The following is a 17,838-nucleotide window of genomic DNA, read 5'->3' on the forward strand; positions in this document are numbered from 1 at the left end:
TAACACCTGACACCTAAGACCTGACACCTGATTCACCTCAATAACTGCTAACATTCTTTCTTCCATGAAACACGTTGGCGAAAATGTGGTGCGGATTGAAGCGGATGCGCTGCGGGCGCTGGCGGACCGGCTTGCCGGCCCGATGGCGGCGGAGTTTCTGCGCGCGGTCGATCTGATGTTTCATTGCCAGGGACGAGTCGTCGTAACCGGTATGGGGAAGAGCGGAATCATCGCGCGCAAGATTGCTGCAACGCTGAATTCGACAGGATCGCCCGCGATGTATCTGCATCCGGTCGAAGCACTGCACGGGGATCTGGGAATGGTGGTGCGCGGCGACGTCGTGCTGGCTTTGTCGGCAAGCGGCGAGACGGAAGAAATTCTTCGGCTGCTTGCGACGATTAAACGGCTGCAGGTCCCGTTGATCAGCATGACTTGCGATGAGATTGTTGAGAAGGCAGCGGGCGGGGGCGCCCGCTCCACACAATCATCTGCATCGACGCTGGCGGAGGCGGCGGAAGTTGCGCTGGATTGCTCGATCTCAAAAGAAGCCTGTTCGCTGGGGCTGGCGCCTACGGCTTCGACTACGACCATGTTGGCATTGGGGGATGCGCTGGCGGTTGCGCTTTCTGAAAAACGCGGCTTCAAGGAAGAAGATTTCGCCAACCTCCATCCGGGCGGGAAGTTGGGGAAACGGCTGGCGCGAGTGGAGTCGTTGATGCACTCGGGCGATGCTCTTCCTCGCGTTCTGGCGACAACCATGATGACCGATGTGATCTATGAAATGTCGCGCAAGAAACTCGGCGTCACTACGGTGATGGATGGTGACACGCTTCTGGGCTTGATCAGCGACGGTGATTTGCGGCGGTTGCTGGAGCGTCGCGGCAAAGATGCGCTCGACCTGGCTGCACAAGACTGTATGAACCGGAGTCCGAAGACGATTGATCCGCAGGAATTTGCGGCGACGGCCTTGGCGCGGATGGAGGAGATGAAGATCACGTCGCTGGTGGTAGTGGACGTCGATCACCGCGTTCGCGGCATTGTGCATCTGCATGATTTGTGGGGAACGGAGATGGTGTAGAGCTACGAGCTACGAGCCTCGGACTGCGAGCTCCGGCCCCCCAAGTAACTGTCATCCCGAGCGAAGCGAGGGATCTGCAGTTTCTTCGGGCACCCAGACTGCGGATCCCTCGCTCCGCTCGGGATGACAGTGGTTATTCTTTAAATCCATGAACAACATTGCCTACCGATACGGAAATGATCTTGCGGTCGAGAGTGTGATCGAACTCTACAACGCTTCCGGCTTGGGGGAGCGGCGTCCGGTTGATGACCCAGCAATCTTTGCGGACATGCTGCGGCACGGGAATTTGACGGTCACTGCCTGGGACGGGGACTTGCTGGTCGGAATTTCGCGGACCTTGACGGACTTTGCTTATGTCGGATACCTCTCCGACCTGGCGGTTCGGAAGACTCATCAGAAGCTGGGCATCGGTGTGGAGTTGATCCAGAAGACTCGCGATAAGATGGGGCCGCGATCGATGCTGGTGCTGCTCTCGGCGCCGCAGGCAGTCGAATATTATCCACGCGTCGGATTTACGCAGCATCCGAGTGCATGGGTATTGCGCGCGGGCGAACCATTTCCTCGGTAGCACGATTCACCACAGAGACACAGAGTCACAGAGAAAACCTAAAATCGGCTAAAACCAATGCCCAGTTTCTCTGTGCCTCCGTGATGAGCTTTCAATCTTCTTACTCCAGCACGAAAATATTCTTCTTGGCGCAGATCTCTTTCAGGATCTTTGGCCACACGGTGACGCTGACTTCGCCGAGATGCGCCTTCCTTAGCAATAACATGAGGGTTCGCGATTGTCCGATGCCGCCGCCGATCGAAAGAGGCAGATGGTTGTTGATGATTCCCTGGTGATACGGAAATTTCAGGTTGTCCAGCAGGTTCGCTGCATCGAGCTGTTTGCGGAGACTCTCGGCGTTGACGCGGATGCCCATCGAAGTCAGTTCGTGGCGGCGCTTGGTGACATGATTCCAGACCAGGATGTCACCATTCAGTCCGTGGGTATCCATGCCGGTTTCATCGTGAGTGTCGGTGATCCAGTCGTCGTAGTCGGCGGCGCGATTCTCGTGGGGATAGCCATCTTTCAGCGGCCAGCCGATCCCGACAATGAATACCGCGGGATACTTCTGCAGGATCTGCGTTTCACGCTGTTTGCGCGGCAAGTCCGGGAACATTTCGAGAATTTCTTCCGCGTGCAGGAAGGTGAGTTCCTCGGGCAGGTTGGGATAGCGCGGGTCGTTCAATTGCGGAAACAACTCCTGGGCAAACTCTTCCGCGTCCACCAGGACCTTCCAGATCTTGCGTACGATTCCTTTCAGGAAGACGAGATTCCGGTCGGTGGCGTGAATGCAGCGCTCCCAATCCCACTGATCGACATAGGCGGAGTGGTCGTGGTCGAGAAAATAGTCTTTGCGGACCGCGCGCATGTCGGTGCAGATGCCTTGCTCGGAATTGCAGCCGAACTGCTTCAGGGCGACTCGTTTCCACTTGGTAGCGGCTTGCACGACTTGGGCGTCCAACGGATTCTTGTCGCGATCGTTGGAGATGTGGAACTGCAGGGGCGTGCGCGATCCGTCACGATCGAGCATGTCGTTGACACCGCTGCCGGCGTCTACGATCAACGGCACTTCCACCATCATCAGGTTCAGAGCTTTGCATAGATTGTCGGCGATGTAGCGTTTGACTAGCGAAATGGCCTGCTGCGTTTCGCGTGGACCGAGCAGGGAGTGATATCCGGCGGGTAGAGTCTTTTCCAGTTCCTTGTAGTCGCCGATGCCCGGTCCAGCAAGATCGGCGCGCTTGTCATAAGTCAGAGTGGCCATGAATTACCTCCGCGGTGAATAGGAAGACGTATATAGATGGATTACAACCTGGGGAGGGGAAGCGCTGTGACGCGGAGCACATCGGGGTGTGCGGAGGGGCAGCTTCTGGCTACTAGCTTCTAGCCACTGGCTAAGGACGCCCGATCGCGGCCTCGACTACTCTCGTTAATCCTTACGGCTGACACGAACTTTCGGCGGATGAGTGGCGTCCGGAAATGTGAAGGTGACGAGCGCGCCGTCGCGAACATTGCTGACCAGAGCGGGGCGGAAGCATGCGATACAAGTCCCGCCCGCATGGCGGACGCTGGGATAGACCACGCCTGACGAACCGCGCTCCAGTAGCTGGCGGCCGAGGCGCTGGGACGCACGATAGTTGTTGGGTTGCAGGTACTTCTTGCTGGCCGGATCATTGCGCAAATCGTGGAAGTCGCCGCGAAAGTCCGCGAGATATTCACGATAGGAAACCGCCTCTTCTTCCTGCCAGTTGATCTCGCGTAGTCCCGTGGCATAGTGAAACGCAACTTCGGTTTGCGCGGTCTTCAGCGAAAATCCGGCATACCAGACGCCGCGATCCGGGCCGCTGAACCGGCTGCCGTGGGGCTGCGCGTGCGTGAACGAAGCATTCACGATATGAAAGTGCGGCACGCCGAAAACGAGTTCATGGACGGAGATTCCAGGAAGACGACCCGCCTCGCCGGCGAGCCGGTCATTGGTGGCGTCATCGAGTTGATACAGATGGGACATCTGCGCGGGGGGAAGTCCCAGGCGCGACAACACGCTCTCGCCCTCGAAGAAGCGGTTTGGGATCAGGCGGCGCGTGTCGCCTTGTTCGAGAAGGGTCTTCTTCGGGGGCATGAAAGTCTTTTACCGCCGAGACGCTGAGTACGCCGAGAAATGCTTTTTTTTCTGTCTCCGCAGAGTCGGCTTCTCGGCGGTGAAATGGTCGATTACAGTCCGCCGCGGCGTGCGTCCAGAAGCTGGCGTACCCGAATCATGGAGGGCAGACCGCCCTTGCGCATGTATGCCAGCGGAGATTCCCCGGCAAAAATCGGATTCGCATTTGGCAATTGCACCCAGGCGTCAGCGAGTTTTGGGCTATAGAGAATGTTGAGTGCCTTGAATATTCCGATCAGCAGGGAAATGCGCGTTAGCTTGTCTTGATCGAGCGTCTTCGAAACACTGCGCTTGAGTTGATAGAAAGAGCCGTTGGAGATGCCCCCCAGTAGATTTCGCGCATCTTCGTCCCGTATTTTCCAGTGCTCGCTGAGGCTGAAGAAGGCGCGGTTGGCGGCCGGGCTCAGTTTTTCCTGCACCGCTTTGCTGGAAAGATCGAGCGGTCGGTCAATGGCCACGCCGGGAATGTGGACGCCCGCGGTGCCAAATGTTGACTCTCCAAACATGGACTTAATATAGTACAAAAATGGAGAGACGTCAACTGCGGCAGTGATTGGCACAATCTGCAAAAGGCTTTACCACGAAGGGCACTAAGGGATTCACGAAGGTTCACCAAGGGAACCTTGCAAATAGTCAGCTTTTGGCACGTTTCAGTGGCAGAAGCGTTGCAACTTCACTGGGGGTGGGCTGGGCCACTCGTCGAGTTCGCCGTCCCAACCTGTGCAGCCATGGGCATTGGCGGTGCGGGTGACGGACTGTTCCAGTTCACGCGCTTTACTCTTGGCTTCCGCGATCTGAGACTGGCTGAGCGCTCCTCCGCTCTCCAGTTCATTGAGTTGGGAACGGGCTCCGCTGTATCCGGCATCCAGGGCAATCACGGACCAGACGTAGGCGTTAAATCGGTCGAGCGGAATTCCGCGACCTTCTTTCAAGGCTTTTGCATAGTGGTACTGCGCGGCGGGGATCCCCTGATCGGCGGCGATTTTGAAGAGTGCGGGCGCTTTGTTGTAGCTACTCTCGTCGAGGATGCGTGCCAGGTAGTAGGCTGCGAATGGATTTCCCTGATCGGCCGCGGGCTGGAGCCATTTTCGCGCGACGCTGAAATCCTGTGGTGTACCGCCGCCCAACGTATAGCGCCGTCCGATCATCCAGCTGGCGAGCATGTCACCTTGTTCGGCAGCTTTCTTATACCAATCGATCGCTTCGGTCTGGCTGCCGGTGACAGAGGTGCCGGTTTCGAGCAGGTATCCGAGCGCGACCTGCGACGGAGCGTAGCCCAGCTCGGCGGATCGGCGGAAGTTTTCGACGGCGTCGCGGTCGCTGCGGGATGGTCCGGCGCCAGAGAGGGCGTCCATGCCGCGCTCGTAAAGCGCCTCAGGAGACGGACTCTGTGCGAAACTGATGGCGGCGAGCAGGACAACGGCAACGGGCGAGATCGTTCGACGCATGGCGGATACTCCACCGCAAGTATAGGAAAGTAAGAACGAGAAAGTCAGTTACGAAGGTGTTTAGGAGACCGGGCTACTAGTTACACGAGCGAGTAATGAGTTAGAACGCGATTGCGCCCGTCGGCCGGCATTCTGAGCTGGGTTCGATGGCGAATTCGGATCGGAGAGTCAATCATGACGGAAGGCAGTGTGGACGCAATCGCGAAATTCGTATTCTACGGGGTGATGGTCTGCTGGTGCCTGTTTGCGGTGACGTTTGTTTTGCGGATACGACCTGGGAAGAGCCGGGAGACTCGTCGCGACTGGAATGCGATGGTGGGAATGTTGATCCAGGGAATCGGCTATGCGATTGTCTGGTTCTATCCACTGCGGCGCATGCCGCTCGGGCCACTGGTGCCGATGCCGCGAGGGCTTGAAGTGGCGTTGGCTGCGCTGACTCTCGCGATTGCGGTGGCGTCCGTCTGGATGGTGAATGCCGCAGTGCGTGTGCTCGGAAAGCAGTGGGCTGTCGCTGCGCGTCTGGTAGAAGGGCACAAGTTGATCACCGAAGGACCTTATCGCCTGGTACGGAACCCGATCTATACGGGAATGTTTGGAATGATGGTCGCGACGGGACTCGCGGTTACGCAATGGTGGGCATTGTTAGTCGCCATTGTCGTGTTCCTGGCAGGGACATACATCCGGGTGCGGATCGAGGAGCGCTTGTTGCGCGGACAATTCGGGAGTGCGTTCGACGACTACACGAAGCAAGTGCCCGCGGTGATCCCGGGAATCTGGTAGACAGGTTATGCGTAGCGTTCGCGCATGAAGTCAGCAATCGCTCCGTATGCCTTGGAGAGTATCTGCTCGTCTGGCAGGTACACGATCCGGAAGTGTTGCGTTCCGGGACGCTGCCCGAAGCCTGATCCATGGACGACCATGACGTGTTTCTGGCGAATCAGTTCAGTGACGAAGATGTCATCGCCTTCCGGAATATCGATCGACGGGTAGGCATAGAACGCGCCGCGCGGAGAGACGCAACTGACGCGCGGAGTTTCGCTGCACCACTTCATCGTCAGATCGCGACGGGAACGAAGTTTGCGTTTCACTTCGGGCAGATGGTCCTGCGGGCCTTCGAGTGCAGGCTTGATCGCGTACTGTTCGGGATGATTCGCGCACAAACGCGAGCGCAGTAATTTGTTGACGCCTTCGAGATACGGGCCGATGGCCGCTGCATCCCCGCTGGCAATGCCCCATCCGATGCGCCATCCGGGGGCGAGATAGTTTTTCGATAGTCCACCAAAGGTGATGACCGGAACGTCGGGCGCAACTGCGGCCACGGCAACGTGAGGATCGTCGTCCATGATGAGCTTGTCGTAGATTTCGTCGGCGAAGATGATCAGGTTGTGCTGGCGCGCGAGTTCAGCTATCTGCTCAAGCATCTTTCTGGTGCAGACCGAGCCGGTGGGATTATTCGGATTGATGAGAACGATCCCGCGCGTGCGGGGCGTGATCTTCTTCTTGATATCTTCGAGATCCGGTTGCCATCCATCGTCTTCGTTGAGGTAGTAGGCATTCAGTTCGACACCGAGCTTGGCCAGAACCGCTGAGTAGAGCGGATAGTCGGGGCAGGGCGTCAGCAGGTTGTCGCCGGGATTGAGTAGCGCGGCCAGGCAGATGTCGACGGTTTCGCTGACCCCGGAAGTCACGAAGATGTCTTGAATCGTAGTGATCCCCTTACGTGAGGCTTCACCGCGAATCGCGTCGGTCGCCTCCTTCACGCCCGACGAAGGAGCGTATCCGTTCTTACCGTCGCGCATCGCCTTGTAGACCGCCTCGATGAGATGAGTCGGTGTCTGGAAGTCGAACGTGATGGGGTCGCCGATGTTGAGAGGAAGAATCTTGTGGCCCTGTTTGGCCACTTCGTCGGCGATGCAGGCGAGATCGCGGATCGCATAGCGGACATGCCGCAGGCGGTCGGCGGAACAGATTTCGTGGGTCTGAGTTACGGACATGCGAGGCGCTCCGTTTCGCTCAAATTGTACAGGAGTTCGAGGGCCGAACGGCGCCATTCAGCGGCGGTTAGCGAGAGTTGGGAGAGTCGGGATTGAAGCGAAACTGCAGTTCGTCCGTGGTCTCAGTGGCGGCCGGAGCGTACTTCCATTTCATGACGGCCTTGACAGCGCTTTCGGAAAAAACAGCGTTACCGCCAATCAATTCTATCTTCGTTACATTTCCGGCCGGAGAAACGGTGACATTCATCCGCACCATCCCCCCGATATGAGCGTTCCGCATGGGGAGAGGGTAGTCAGGCTTGATGTTGACCAGAAGGCGGCGGGGAGTTTTCGGCGACTTCTGGTCGTTCTGAGCATGAGCGTTTGGAATCAGAGAAAAGCTGAGCAGGGCAGCAAGAGCAAGCGAACGGAAAAGCCTGACGAATACTTGAGACACCGTATCTCCGCGATCACGTACTAAGGAATACGGTAGTTCTACCGGGAGAGGGTCAGCAAGATTACAGCTGTCATTAAATGTGGCTCATGTTGCTAAAGTTTTCTCAAAAAAGAAATCAGCCGCTGGAATCGAAGTCCGAGCGGCTGAATCATGGTGCTGAGTCGTGCTGAAGATCGATCGCGGACTACTCCGGCCGATCAATCTGCGCCTTTTGCAAAGTGTCGGAGTAGTCGACGTAGACGGCCTTCCACTCGGTGTAGAAGTCGATTGCGCCGATGCCGCCTTCGCGATGGCCGTTGCCAGTGGCTTTGACGCCGCCGAAGGGCAGATGAACTTCAGCACCGATGGTAGGAGCGTTGATGTAAGTGATGCCCGCGTCCAGATCGCGAATCGCGCTGAATGCCTGGTTCACATTCTTCGTATAGAGGGCGGACGAAAGTCCATATTCAATGTTGTTGGCGATTTCGATGGCGTCGGCGAGATCGTCGCAGGGAATGATCGCGACCACCGGACCAAAGACTTCCTCCTGCGCGATGCGCATCTTGGGATCGACATCGATGAATACCGTGGGCTCGAGGAACCATCCGTACTGGTAGTCGCCTTTGTCGAGACGATTGCCGCCGCACATCAACTTCGCGCCTTCCGCCTTCGCGATCTCGATGTACTTCAGATCGGTCTTCATCTGATTCTCGTTGACGGCCGGACCCATCTCCACCGTTTCATCGAGACCGTTGCCGATCTTCAGTTTCTTGGCGCGGGCAACGAAGCGGTCGACGAATTCGCGATACACACCTTTCTGCACGATGATGCGACTGGTGGCGGTGCAGCGCTGTCCGGTGGTGCCGAACGCACCCCAGAGGCCGCCTTCAATGGCGAGGTCGAGGTTGGCGTCGTCGAGGACGATCATCGGATTCTTGCCGCCGAGTTCGAGCGAGCAGTGCTTGAAACTCTGCGCAGCGGTTGCTCCCACAATCTTGCCGACGGCCGAAGATCCGGTCAGCGAGATGGCACGAACTACGGGATGCTCGGTGAGGGGCGTGCCGACTTCATTGCCGTATCCGGAAACGATGTTGATAACGCCTTTCGGAACGCCCGCATCAGTCAGGGCCTGGACCAGGTTGAAAGTGGAGAGTGGAGTGTCCTGCGCAGGCTTGATCACGCAGGTGTTGCCGCAGACGATCGCAGGCAACAGCTTCCAGGACGGGATGGCCATTGGAAAATTCCACGGCGTGATCATGCCGCAGACGCCGATCGGCTGCCGGACAGCCATGGCGAACTTGTTGGGCAACTCCGATGGCACGGTCGGACCGAACATGCGGCGGCCTTCGCCCGCGTTGTAATAGGCGGCGTCGATGGCTTCCTGCACGTCTCCGCGGGTCTCTTTGAGAACCTTGCCCATTTCGCGGGTCATTTCGCGGGAATAGTCTTCCTTACGTTCGATGAGGATTTCAGCGGCGCGAAAGACCATTTCCGCGCGGCGCGGAGCAGGCACCAGACGCCATTTTGCGAACGCGCGCTTGGCCGCGTCCACGGCGGCATCGACATCGGCTTTATTCGAGCGCTGGAAGATGCCAACAACTTCGCGGTGGTCGGCGGGATTACGGTCTTCGAAAGTCTGGCCGCCCTGGGACTCAACCCATTCGCCGTCGATGTAGTTCTTGAAAACCCGCGTTTTGGTGGTGCTCCCTAAGATTGCCGGGCCGGTGATGGTATCGGTCGCCATAAAGCCTCCTCGAAAATTGCAGAATGTCTATGCTAACAACCGAGGCAAAGACGGGCAAGGGAGGGCGGCTTCCACGCTTCATGGCTCCGCCCGCAGAGCGCACTCTTACTCCGAGCGCGCGACGAAGATGGGGGCAAGGTGCTGCTTGTTCCGCAACGCCACAACGATCCACAGCACGATCACGAAGGACGCCAGCGGCAGGCCAGTTGGTGCCATGAAGATGTGGAAGAAGAGGATGTTGAAGATGATTCCCGCCAGAAACACGAGCGCAAGAGGTACGTAGCGGTTTATCAAAAGAAGTATCCCACCCAGCACTTGCAAGGCGAAGATCGTCATCCAGTACGGCGAGGAAAAGAGCGCGCCAAAGAACTGTGCGGCGGCGCCTGTCGGGGGCGGCAGAGGAATGAAGTGCAGGAAGCCGTTGAGGCCGAACGCCAGAAAGATCAGGCCCAGCAGCAGACGTGCGATCAGAGATGCTGTTTTCATAATCGATATTTCTCCTTGTTGAAGTCGCAATCCGAACTCTTAACGACTGGCGTGCACGTGGACTTTTTCCAACGAAGGCGCCAGAAAGACTTTGGGGTCCACTTTGCCGGACATGAGCTGGGACGTCCCCTCGGCGGAGATGGTGGTCACCTCCGTGATGCCCATGAAGCCGAGTACGGTTTCGAGATAGGGAGCGACAAAGTTGAACGAAGCCATCGCGCTGCCTTTTCCATACGCTCCCCCGCTGGCAATCAGGAGAGTTGCCTTCTTTCCGGCCAGTAAGCCGGTGGGCCCGTTCGCTGTGTAGGAAAATGTTTTGCCGGCGCGCATCACCTGGTCGATCCACAACTTGAGGTTTCCGGGCACGCTGAAGTTGTGCATGGGAACGCCGAAAACGTATTCATCGCCTTGTTGCAGATCCGCGATCAGGGAATCGGAAAGGGCAAGCGCCTGCTTTTGATCGGCATTATGCGCATTTTCTGGCGTGTGCGCGGCGGAGACCCAAAGACTATCGACTACGGTCAGATTCAGTTGGCTCAGATCCCGCTCAATCACCTTGCTCCCGGGATGGGTTTCCAACCAGGTTTCCGCGAAACTCTCTGTTAGCTTTCGGGAGATGGAGCGGTCGCCCATTGGGCTGGAATCAAACTTGATTAACGTTGCCATTTTCTGCCTCTTTCTGCCTATAAAACATCAGATGACTAGTAAACGACAAACGTTGCATAACTATCGTACAACAGATGTACTATAGGCAACACATGAGGTTCTGATAAGCTTCTAAGTGGTTGAGGGATATATATGCTTCACAAGGATTGCGAACGCCTGGACCCAAGGATCCGCAGGACGCGAAACCTCCTGCAGGACGCTTTGCGACGCCTGCTGGAAGAGAAAGAGTTCGACAAGATCTCGGTCCAGGACATTACGGAGGCGGCAACTCTGAACCGGGCGACTTTTTACGCGCACTACTCCGACAAGTTCGCGCTTCTCGAGGAATTCATCCGGGTCAGCTTTTTGGACATCTTGGAAGAGAAAAATGTGCAGTTTGACGGCACGTGCCCCTCCGCGTTGCAGGTCATCATTCTGACGGTTTGCGAGTATCTGATTGAGGCGGAGAAGTCACTTTCGTCCAAACAACATCAATACGAACCGTTTCTTCAGTCGAAGGTCATCGATCAGATCCGCGAAGTTCTGCTGGACGGGTTCCGACAACACCCGATGGAACGCCGCGTGGCTCCAGAAACAATCGCAGCCACCGTGAGCTGGGCGATCTACGGAGCGGTGAAGCAATGGGTCGACAGCGCCGACCGGTTGCCGCAGGAGGAATTTGTCCAACTGGCGGTCGATCTGATTCACCCGATCATGATGGCCGGGGTTGCGTCGGACGCCGAGATTGTTTCCGAGGGTCGCGTGTAGAGGGACTCCCGCGTATGCCTGCCGTCTCCGCTTTTGTCCCCGCTCGCTGCCGGCTCATTTGAGGTCACTTTCGTAACCTCTAAACCCCCTGACCCCTATCTGTTACCAGCACTCACGGGGATATGATTGTCATTAGTTGAAGATTAGCCACAATCTCAGAGATTTTACAGAGGTGGGCGAGGCTCGTGTCGAATAAAGCGAAGCCGGGAATTTACGTTGCCTGGAAGACGGTAACGTACCGCAGCGTCTTTCTGATGCTGTTAGGCGGAGCCTTGATCCTTTTTGCGGCGATGCACTTCGCATTTCCGCAATTCACCGATTCCGGAATGAAAGCGGTAGGGGGTTTTACGACCTCGCTGCTTGAAAAAGTTGCCGGGCTCGCGCCTCCAATCCAGAAAACCTCCGCAGCAGTTTCTCAGCAGGCGCATTTCACGGCTCTCGATGGAACCATCCGCGTCCGCAAAGCGAACGGCAACAGTTGGATCAAAGCGGATTACAACGTCCCACTCGAAAAGGGAGACGTTGTACAGACCGGCGCCGAGGGAATGGCGAAGGTTGTGTTCAACGACGGCACGAACTACACCGTGAAGCAGGATTCGCTGATCGTGATTGAAGAAAACTCCGCGAACGATCAGCAGCAGACCAACGTTTCGGTGGCGGTAACGACAGGCACCGTCGATCTGACGACCGCGACGTATGTGCAGGGATCGAAATCGCAGGTCATCGTTGCGGGAGCGAAGGCTTCACTGGCTCCGGATTCGTCGGCGATGGTGCGCAACGATCCGCGATCCGACCAGCACGAAATTCTGGTGAAGAAGGGCAGCGGCGACATCGAGCGCAATGGCGAGGTGGTCAAGCTGTCGAACTGGGAGAAGGTCAGTTTTCAAGTTGCGTCCAAGAGCATGGATAAAGGTAAGGAAGTCGGGCCACCGACTCCGATGGCGCCAGGAAACATGATGCCGATCTTTATCACCGAGGGCGAAAAGTCGAAAGATGTGGAGTTTAACTGGACCGCGATGGCGGGCGCAGTGGGATACCGGCTGCGCATTTCGCACAATCCTTACTTCTCGTCGCTGCTGCTGGACCGAAAAGTAGAAAGTCCGAATGTGATGGTGACGGGACTGGGGCAGGGCGCGTACTACTGGGATATCCAGTCCTATGACGCGGCGGGTAAAGAATCGGTGGAGAGCGAAAAGAACCGGTTCACGATTATTCCGCGAGCAAAAGAAAAGGTAGAACTTTCGCTGGACCTCGATCCTTTCATCCAGCATGGGCACGTGATCGAGGTGCAAGGCAAGACCGAGGGTGGTGCGCGGGTGATGGTCAACGGCAGGGAAGTGCCGATTGTTGCCGATGATGGGTCATTCCACTATTTCACTCCACCGCTGCCGAACGGCGAGAATATGATTACGGTGACGGCGCAAAATTCCAAGGGCGGTGTGAATACCCGTCAGGAAAAAATCGTCATCCAGTAGCGATTTTGATGTTCAGCACAAGCGAGTGGCAGCCGGGGCGAGCGGTTTGTCTGAATATCCAATAAAATAGGGGAACAGCCCAAAAAGAGAGAAGTACTCCCATGTCAAACAACGGGTTTCATAACGGAGCCTCGCGCTTTCATAATTTGCGTTCGCTGTTCAGTATGTTCTCCAGCGATCTGGCAATCGATCTCGGCACGGCCAACACACTGGTGTACGCGCGCGGCAAAGGGATCGTCGTCAACGAACCTTCCATTGTCGCGCTCAACAAGAACACCAATGAAGTGGAAGCCGTCGGCAAAGAAGCGAAAGAGATGCTCGGCCGCACGCCCGGCAACATCGTCGCCATCAAGCCGATGAAAGATGGCGTCATCGCCGACTTCAAAGTCACCGAGAAGATGTTGAACTACTTTATTCAGAAAGCGCACAACCGCAAGATGCTGGTGCACCCGCGCATTGTGATCGGCGTGCCTTCGGAAATCACTCAGGTAGAAAAGCGCGCGGTCATGGATTCGGCGTATCGCGCGAAAGCCAGCGAAGTGTATCTCGTGGAACAGGCGATGGTGGCGGCGATCGGTGCGGGACTCCCTATCACCGAACCGAGCGGCAACATGGTTGTCGACATCGGCGGCGGTACGACTGATATCGCGGTCATTTCCTTGAGCGGCATCGTGTATTCGCGGTCCGTGCGGATGGCGGGTAATCAGATGGATGAAGCCATCATGAATTACCTGAAGCGCAAATATAACCTGCTGGTCGGCGAACGTACCGCCGAACAGATCAAGATGGAAATTGGATCGGCGTATCCGCTCGACAAGCCGCTCACGATGGAAATCAAAGGGCGCAACCTGATTGAAGGCGTGCCCAAGACGATCACCGTGGATGACAGCGAAATTCGCGAAGCACTCAGCGAGTGCGTATCGACGATCATGAACGCTGTCCGCGTGGCGCTCGAACGTACGCCGCCGGAACTTTCGGCCGACATCAGCGATCGCGGCATCGTGCTCACAGGGGGCGGCGCGCTGATCAAGAATCTCGACAAGCGAATCCGCGAAGAAACCGGACTACCGGTTTCGATTGCGGACGATCCCTTGTGCAGCGTGGTGTTGGGGACCGGCAAGATGCTTTCGGATTTCAAGCTGCTGCGCAAGATTTCGATCGAATAAGGGCGCTGCGAGCTTCGGGCTCCGAGCTTCGAGCGAGCAACAGCAGGTCCTTCGCTTCGCTCAGGATGACAATTCTTGAGGATGGCGGTTCGCAGAGAACTAACAACTAGCCACTGACCACTCTCCACTGGTGTTATGGAAACTGTCCTCGGCCGCTACCGGAATCTGATTGTGCTGGTCGGAGTTTTATTCGTCCAGGTGCTGGGACTGGCCGTGCAGGTCAAGCGCACGACGGACACTGATTCCAGCCGTCTGATTCGCGTGTGGACGGTGGGAGCTATCACCCCACTGGAAAAGGCTCTGGTCTGGGTACAAAGTTCCACCGGCAATGTCTGGCATAACTATCTCTTTCTGCGTGGCGTGCGCGCGGAAAATCGAGATCTCAAACAGCAGATCGAGCAGATGCGCATCGACCAGGTCCGTCTGACTCAGGATGCGGACCAGGCGCGGCGTTTACAGGCGCTGCTCGCATTCAAGGAACAATTCATTTCGCAAACCATGGCCGCCCAAGTCATTGGATCGACCGGCAGCGAGCAATCGCGCGCGATCTACATCGACAAGGGTGAACGGGACAACATCAAGAGCGACATGGCGGTGATCACTGCCGAGGGAGTCGTCGGGAAAGTGTTGCACGTCTACCGTTCAACATCGCTCGTGCTGCTGATCAGCGATCAGACCAGCGGCGTCGGAGCGATCATGGAGAAGTCGCGTTTGCAGGGCATCCTGCGAGGGATGCCGTCCGGCGAAGTTGCTCTCGAACGAGTCATGAGCGATGAGCAGGTTCCGGCAGGAGAACTGGTGCTGACCAGCGGCGGAGACCGAATTTTTCCGAAAGGCCTGCCGATTGGACGCGTGGCGAGAGTGACTCCGGGGGGAGATCTCTTCCTCAATATCCAGGTAAGGCCGACGGCGGACTTGAGCAAACTCGAAGAAGTTCTGGTCGTCACCAAGATTGACGAGCGGCAGGCCGAGCCTGATCCCACCGGACCGTCGCGCGCCGCGGACATTTTGGCGGAGCGTCTGCCGACCGTGCCACCCAAGCCAGCGGATGCCGTCACGGGCGCGGCTCCCTCGCCAGGGGCAGCAGCGGGCAATACAGGACAGGCCAAACCGAAGACGGCGAATCCCGCCGGAGAAGGATCAGGGGCTGTGGTGACGCGGAAAGCAATTTCAACCGTACCGTCCGGTGGGACGAGTTCGCCTGCAGCATCAGGAACTGGCACTGAGAAAGCGCCGGCCAAAGCTGCCAAGCCCGCCACTGAACCGAAACCGCAACCTCCAACTCAGGATAGTCCTCAATAACGTGGCCCTTACTTACACATCCGGCGAGCAGGTTGAGGTTTACCGTTTCGGTATTCCGGCGACCATCCTGATTCCGCTGACCGCAATTTTCTTGCAGGCATATTTGCCTCGCGGGCCGCTCCATTTTCTGACGATCTTCGATCTGCCACTCCTGGTGACGATCAGTTTCGCAATTGCCCGCCGTAGCCAGATGGCCGGAATTTTTACCGGTGCACTGATCGGAATTTTTCAAGACGCTCTCACCCATCAACCGATCGGACTCTACGGAATCTCGAAGACCGTGATCGGATTCCTCGCGTCCTCGCTTGGCATCAAGCTGGATGTTGAAAACGCCGGGGCGCGCCTCCTGCTGACGCTAGTTTTTTACGTCGTCCACGAAGTGATCTACTTCACAATCGCTCGTGGACTCGTCACCCTCCACCTGGAATGGAGCTGGACTCACGAACTGGGATCGGCTGTCGCGAACGCGGTCCTCGGAGTCTTTCTGTACGCGCTGCTGGACCGATTGAAGCAGAGGACTTAGGAGCAGCTACTGGCTGCTGGCTACTAGCCACTAGCTGACCCTCCCGCCTACCTGCTGAGAACTAAACCTAAAACTGCTGCCGCGATCGTGCCGAAAAAATTTACTGCTTCGTTGCTCATCCATCCTTTACGTTGCAGCGTTGCTCCTAGCAGGCTGTCGAATAACATTCCCGCCAATCCTGCTGTGCATGGGATCCACAATTGCGATGTGGGGATCAGGCCGCCGAACGCGGCTACCGCGGTTACTACGGCGCCGGCAATCATTCCCGCGAGGGTGCCGGAGATCGTGATGGCTCCGTCTGTGCCGGCGCGCACGCGCCGTCCGGTGGTGATCAAGAAAGCGGTGGGGCTGGAAGTCTGACCGATTTCGCTCGCAACTGTATCGGTGGCGGCTTCAGCGAGCGCGGCGATCACGGCGACAATCCATGCGCGAGTTCCGGTGACCGCGAAAGCGGCCGATGCCAGGGCCGGTATCGCAAGATTGGCGAGGACTTGACGCGCGTTGCGCCCATCGCCACGTTCGGCGACGCCGATGTCCTCCTTGCGGCGATATCCGAAGCGCGTGGAGACCCACGTCAATAGGAATAGTGCGGCCAGTGCCGCAAAGGCGACGGGTCCAACGCCGGCGAGGAGCAGGAGGCAGGTCGCTCCGCCGGCCAACATGCCGGAACGGGTGACTCCACGCAGAGCGCGGGCCAGTAGGGCGAAGCTGATCGTCACTGCCACCGCGATTGCGATGCGGCCAGGAGACGAAGTCCAGCTATACGCCAGATACAACTTCAGCATCCAAAACCTCGATAGGAACGGTGCATTTGCAGTCTACAAGGCTCCGACCTACTATATTTCGGGCCGGCGTTGGGGCAACCGCTTCCTGTAGTGCTTGTCCTCTGGATTCGCCCCGTAATCTGGTGGTAGAGCCCCCAGGACAGTAGGCTACACTTCTGTACGCTTGGCGGAGTTTTGTTTTTCTGCGATCGCGGGTTGCAACATCAAAATATTGCGTAGAGATGTGGCTCGCCGCGTCTCCTGTACGACCCGAGACGAGGCAAGCCTCGTCTCTACCTAAAAAGTCTTTGGGGTGACACGATGGCAGCTTCGGTGTGGTCTGGATATCTGACGTTTGGACTTATCTCGATGCCCGTGCGTCTATTTTCCGGGGCGCGTAGTAATGGGATCTCGTTCAACATGCTGCATCGCACCGATCATCAGCGCGTGAAGCAGCAACTGTATTGTCCGGCGGACAACCAGGTGATCGAACGTTCGGATACGGTCAAGGGCTACGAGTATCGCAAGGACGAATACGTCATCATCGAACCGGAAGAGATCAAGAAGATCGAACCGAAGACTGCCAAGACGATGGAAATCCTCGAATTCGTCAAGGCAAGCGACGTGGATCCTGTGTATTTCGAGTCGTCGTATTACATGACTCCGGAAGAGGCGGGACGGCGTCCGTACGCGCTGCTTACCAAGGCGCTTGAGGAAAGTGAATTCGTCGCCATCGCCAAGCTGACCATGCACAACCGCGAGTACACCGTGTTCCTGCGTCCGCACAAAGGCGGAATGATGCTGCACACGATGTACTACAAAGAGGAAGTGAAGGAAGTCGAATCGTTTGGCGCACCAGATGTAGAAATCAAAGACGCGGAACTCAAAGTTGCGCACCAGTTGATCGAAGCGCTGGCGGGCGATTGGGATCCGGATAAATATCACGACTCCTTCCAGGAAAACCTGAAGAAGCTCATCGAAGCCAAGCTCGAGGGCGGAGAAGTGCAGGAAGTGGAGAAGCCGAAGAAGTTGGCGCCCGTGATCGACCTGATGGCGGCCCTGAAGGAAAGCCTGGCACAGACGAAGAAGCCGGCGGCTTCGGAGAAGGAAGAGGTTCCGGCCAAGTCGCGGAAGAGCCGATAGCCGAAGACGTCGTTCGCTTTTCGTCGTTCGCTTTTCGCAATACCAGATGCTTTAGGAGCACCAACGCGCATCCAACATTCGGTGCGGGTGCTGAGGCGCGAAGGACGAACAGCAAAGGACGGGCGGCCAGCTCCGTTCGGCCCAATTTCCCCTTCTCCCGTCCTTCCCGCTACAATATCGGT

The 17,838-nt window shown here is 57.2% G+C and carries 19 protein-coding genes; 9 read left to right on the plus strand and 10 right to left on the minus strand.

The features are described 5' to 3' along the window. The first annotated feature begins 64 nt into the window (after positions 1-64). Together HY010_06085 and HY010_06090 are read left to right on the plus strand one after the other, a co-directional pair. A complete protein-coding gene (locus HY010_06085; protein ID MBI3475280.1) occupies positions 65-1,078 on the plus strand; it encodes a KpsF/GutQ family sugar-phosphate isomerase in 1,014 nt (337 codons plus the stop codon). Between the two features lie 148 nt (positions 1,079-1,226). Then, positions 1,227-1,646, plus strand: coding sequence for a GNAT family N-acetyltransferase (locus HY010_06090; protein ID MBI3475281.1), 420 nt, complete (start codon positions 1,227-1,229; stop codon positions 1,644-1,646). A gap of 100 nt (positions 1,647-1,746) precedes the next feature. Here HY010_06090 and HY010_06095 read toward each other — a convergent pair whose 3' ends face one another. The 4 genes from HY010_06095 to HY010_06110 form a co-directional block, all read right to left on the minus strand. Next, a complete protein-coding gene (locus tag HY010_06095) occupies positions 1,747-2,889 on the minus strand; it encodes an aspartate--ammonia ligase (protein MBI3475282.1) in 1,143 nt (380 codons plus the stop codon). Between the two features lie 165 nt (positions 2,890-3,054). Then, complete coding sequence (locus tag HY010_06100) at positions 3,055-3,744, minus strand: RES family NAD+ phosphorylase (protein MBI3475283.1); 690 nt, start codon at positions 3,742-3,744, stop codon at positions 3,055-3,057. A gap of 92 nt (positions 3,745-3,836) precedes the next feature. After that, positions 3,837-4,289 carry a DUF2384 domain-containing protein gene (locus tag HY010_06105; GenBank protein MBI3475284.1) on the minus strand — a complete coding sequence of 151 codons (453 nt, stop codon included), beginning with the start codon at positions 4,287-4,289 and terminating at the stop codon, positions 3,837-3,839. A gap of 144 nt (positions 4,290-4,433) precedes the next feature. Beyond that, on the minus strand, positions 4,434-5,231 hold the full coding sequence (locus HY010_06110) for a sel1 repeat family protein (protein MBI3475285.1): 798 nt from the start codon (positions 5,229-5,231) through the stop codon (positions 4,434-4,436). Between the two features lie 174 nt (positions 5,232-5,405). Between HY010_06110 and HY010_06115 the strand changes: the two genes are divergently transcribed. Continuing rightward, a complete protein-coding gene (locus HY010_06115; GenBank protein MBI3475286.1) occupies positions 5,406-6,011 on the plus strand; it encodes an isoprenylcysteine carboxylmethyltransferase family protein in 606 nt (201 codons plus the stop codon). A gap of 5 nt (positions 6,012-6,016) precedes the next feature. Here the strand turns inward: HY010_06115 and HY010_06120 are convergent, their stop codons facing one another. From HY010_06120 to HY010_06140, 5 genes are all read right to left on the minus strand, one after another. Beyond that, entirely contained in the window at positions 6,017-7,225 is a 1,209-nt protein-coding gene (locus HY010_06120) for an aminotransferase class I/II-fold pyridoxal phosphate-dependent enzyme (protein ID MBI3475287.1), read from the minus strand. A 67-nt stretch (positions 7,226-7,292) separates the two neighbouring features. Next, positions 7,293-7,661, minus strand: coding sequence for a TonB family protein (locus HY010_06125; protein ID MBI3475288.1), 369 nt, complete (start codon positions 7,659-7,661; stop codon positions 7,293-7,295). Positions 7,662-7,845: 184 nt separating this feature from the next. Further along, entirely contained in the window at positions 7,846-9,384 is a 1,539-nt protein-coding gene (locus HY010_06130) for an aldehyde dehydrogenase family protein (protein ID MBI3475289.1), read from the minus strand. A gap of 105 nt (positions 9,385-9,489) precedes the next feature. Then, complete coding sequence (locus HY010_06135; protein ID MBI3475290.1) at positions 9,490-9,870, minus strand: DoxX family membrane protein; 381 nt, start codon at positions 9,868-9,870, stop codon at positions 9,490-9,492. Positions 9,871-9,909: 39 nt separating this feature from the next. Next, entirely contained in the window at positions 9,910-10,536 is a 627-nt protein-coding gene (locus tag HY010_06140; GenBank protein MBI3475291.1) for an NAD(P)H-dependent oxidoreductase, read from the minus strand. A gap of 132 nt (positions 10,537-10,668) precedes the next feature. Between HY010_06140 and HY010_06145 the strand changes: the two genes are divergently transcribed. The 5 genes from HY010_06145 to mreD all read left to right on the plus strand — a co-directional run bounded on the left by HY010_06145 (position 10,669) and on the right by mreD (position 15,749). Then, positions 10,669-11,283, plus strand: coding sequence for a TetR/AcrR family transcriptional regulator (locus HY010_06145; protein ID MBI3475292.1), 615 nt, complete (start codon positions 10,669-10,671; stop codon positions 11,281-11,283). 185 nt (positions 11,284-11,468) lie between these two features. Then, entirely contained in the window at positions 11,469-12,758 is a 1,290-nt protein-coding gene (locus HY010_06150) for a FecR domain-containing protein (protein ID MBI3475293.1), read from the plus strand. 164 nt (positions 12,759-12,922) lie between these two features. Then, positions 12,923-13,924, plus strand: a complete 1,002-nt coding sequence (locus HY010_06155; protein MBI3475294.1) for a rod shape-determining protein — start codon at positions 12,923-12,925, stop codon at positions 13,922-13,924. A gap of 135 nt (positions 13,925-14,059) precedes the next feature. Next, positions 14,060-15,226: a rod shape-determining protein MreC gene (gene mreC, locus HY010_06160; protein MBI3475295.1), complete on the plus strand. Its 1,167-nt coding sequence runs from the start codon at positions 14,060-14,062 to the stop codon at positions 15,224-15,226. Between the two features lies 1 nt (position 15,227). Further along, on the plus strand, positions 15,228-15,749 hold the full coding sequence (gene mreD, locus HY010_06165; GenBank protein ID MBI3475296.1) for a rod shape-determining protein MreD: 522 nt from the start codon (positions 15,228-15,230) through the stop codon (positions 15,747-15,749). 47 nt (positions 15,750-15,796) lie between these two features. Here mreD and HY010_06170 read toward each other — a convergent pair whose 3' ends face one another. After that, positions 15,797-16,534: a DUF92 domain-containing protein gene (locus HY010_06170; protein ID MBI3475297.1), complete on the minus strand. Its 738-nt coding sequence runs from the start codon at positions 16,532-16,534 to the stop codon at positions 15,797-15,799. A gap of 300 nt (positions 16,535-16,834) precedes the next feature. On the opposite strand from HY010_06170, the gene HY010_06175 reads away from it, so the two are divergent. Then, entirely contained in the window at positions 16,835-17,656 is an 822-nt protein-coding gene (locus HY010_06175; protein MBI3475298.1) for a Ku protein, read from the plus strand. The last annotated feature ends 182 nt before the right edge of the window (positions 17,657-17,838 follow it).

Source organism: Acidobacteriota bacterium (assembly GCA_016196065.1).
Lineage (GTDB): Bacteria > Acidobacteriota > Terriglobia > Terriglobales > Acidobacteriaceae > Acidiflorens.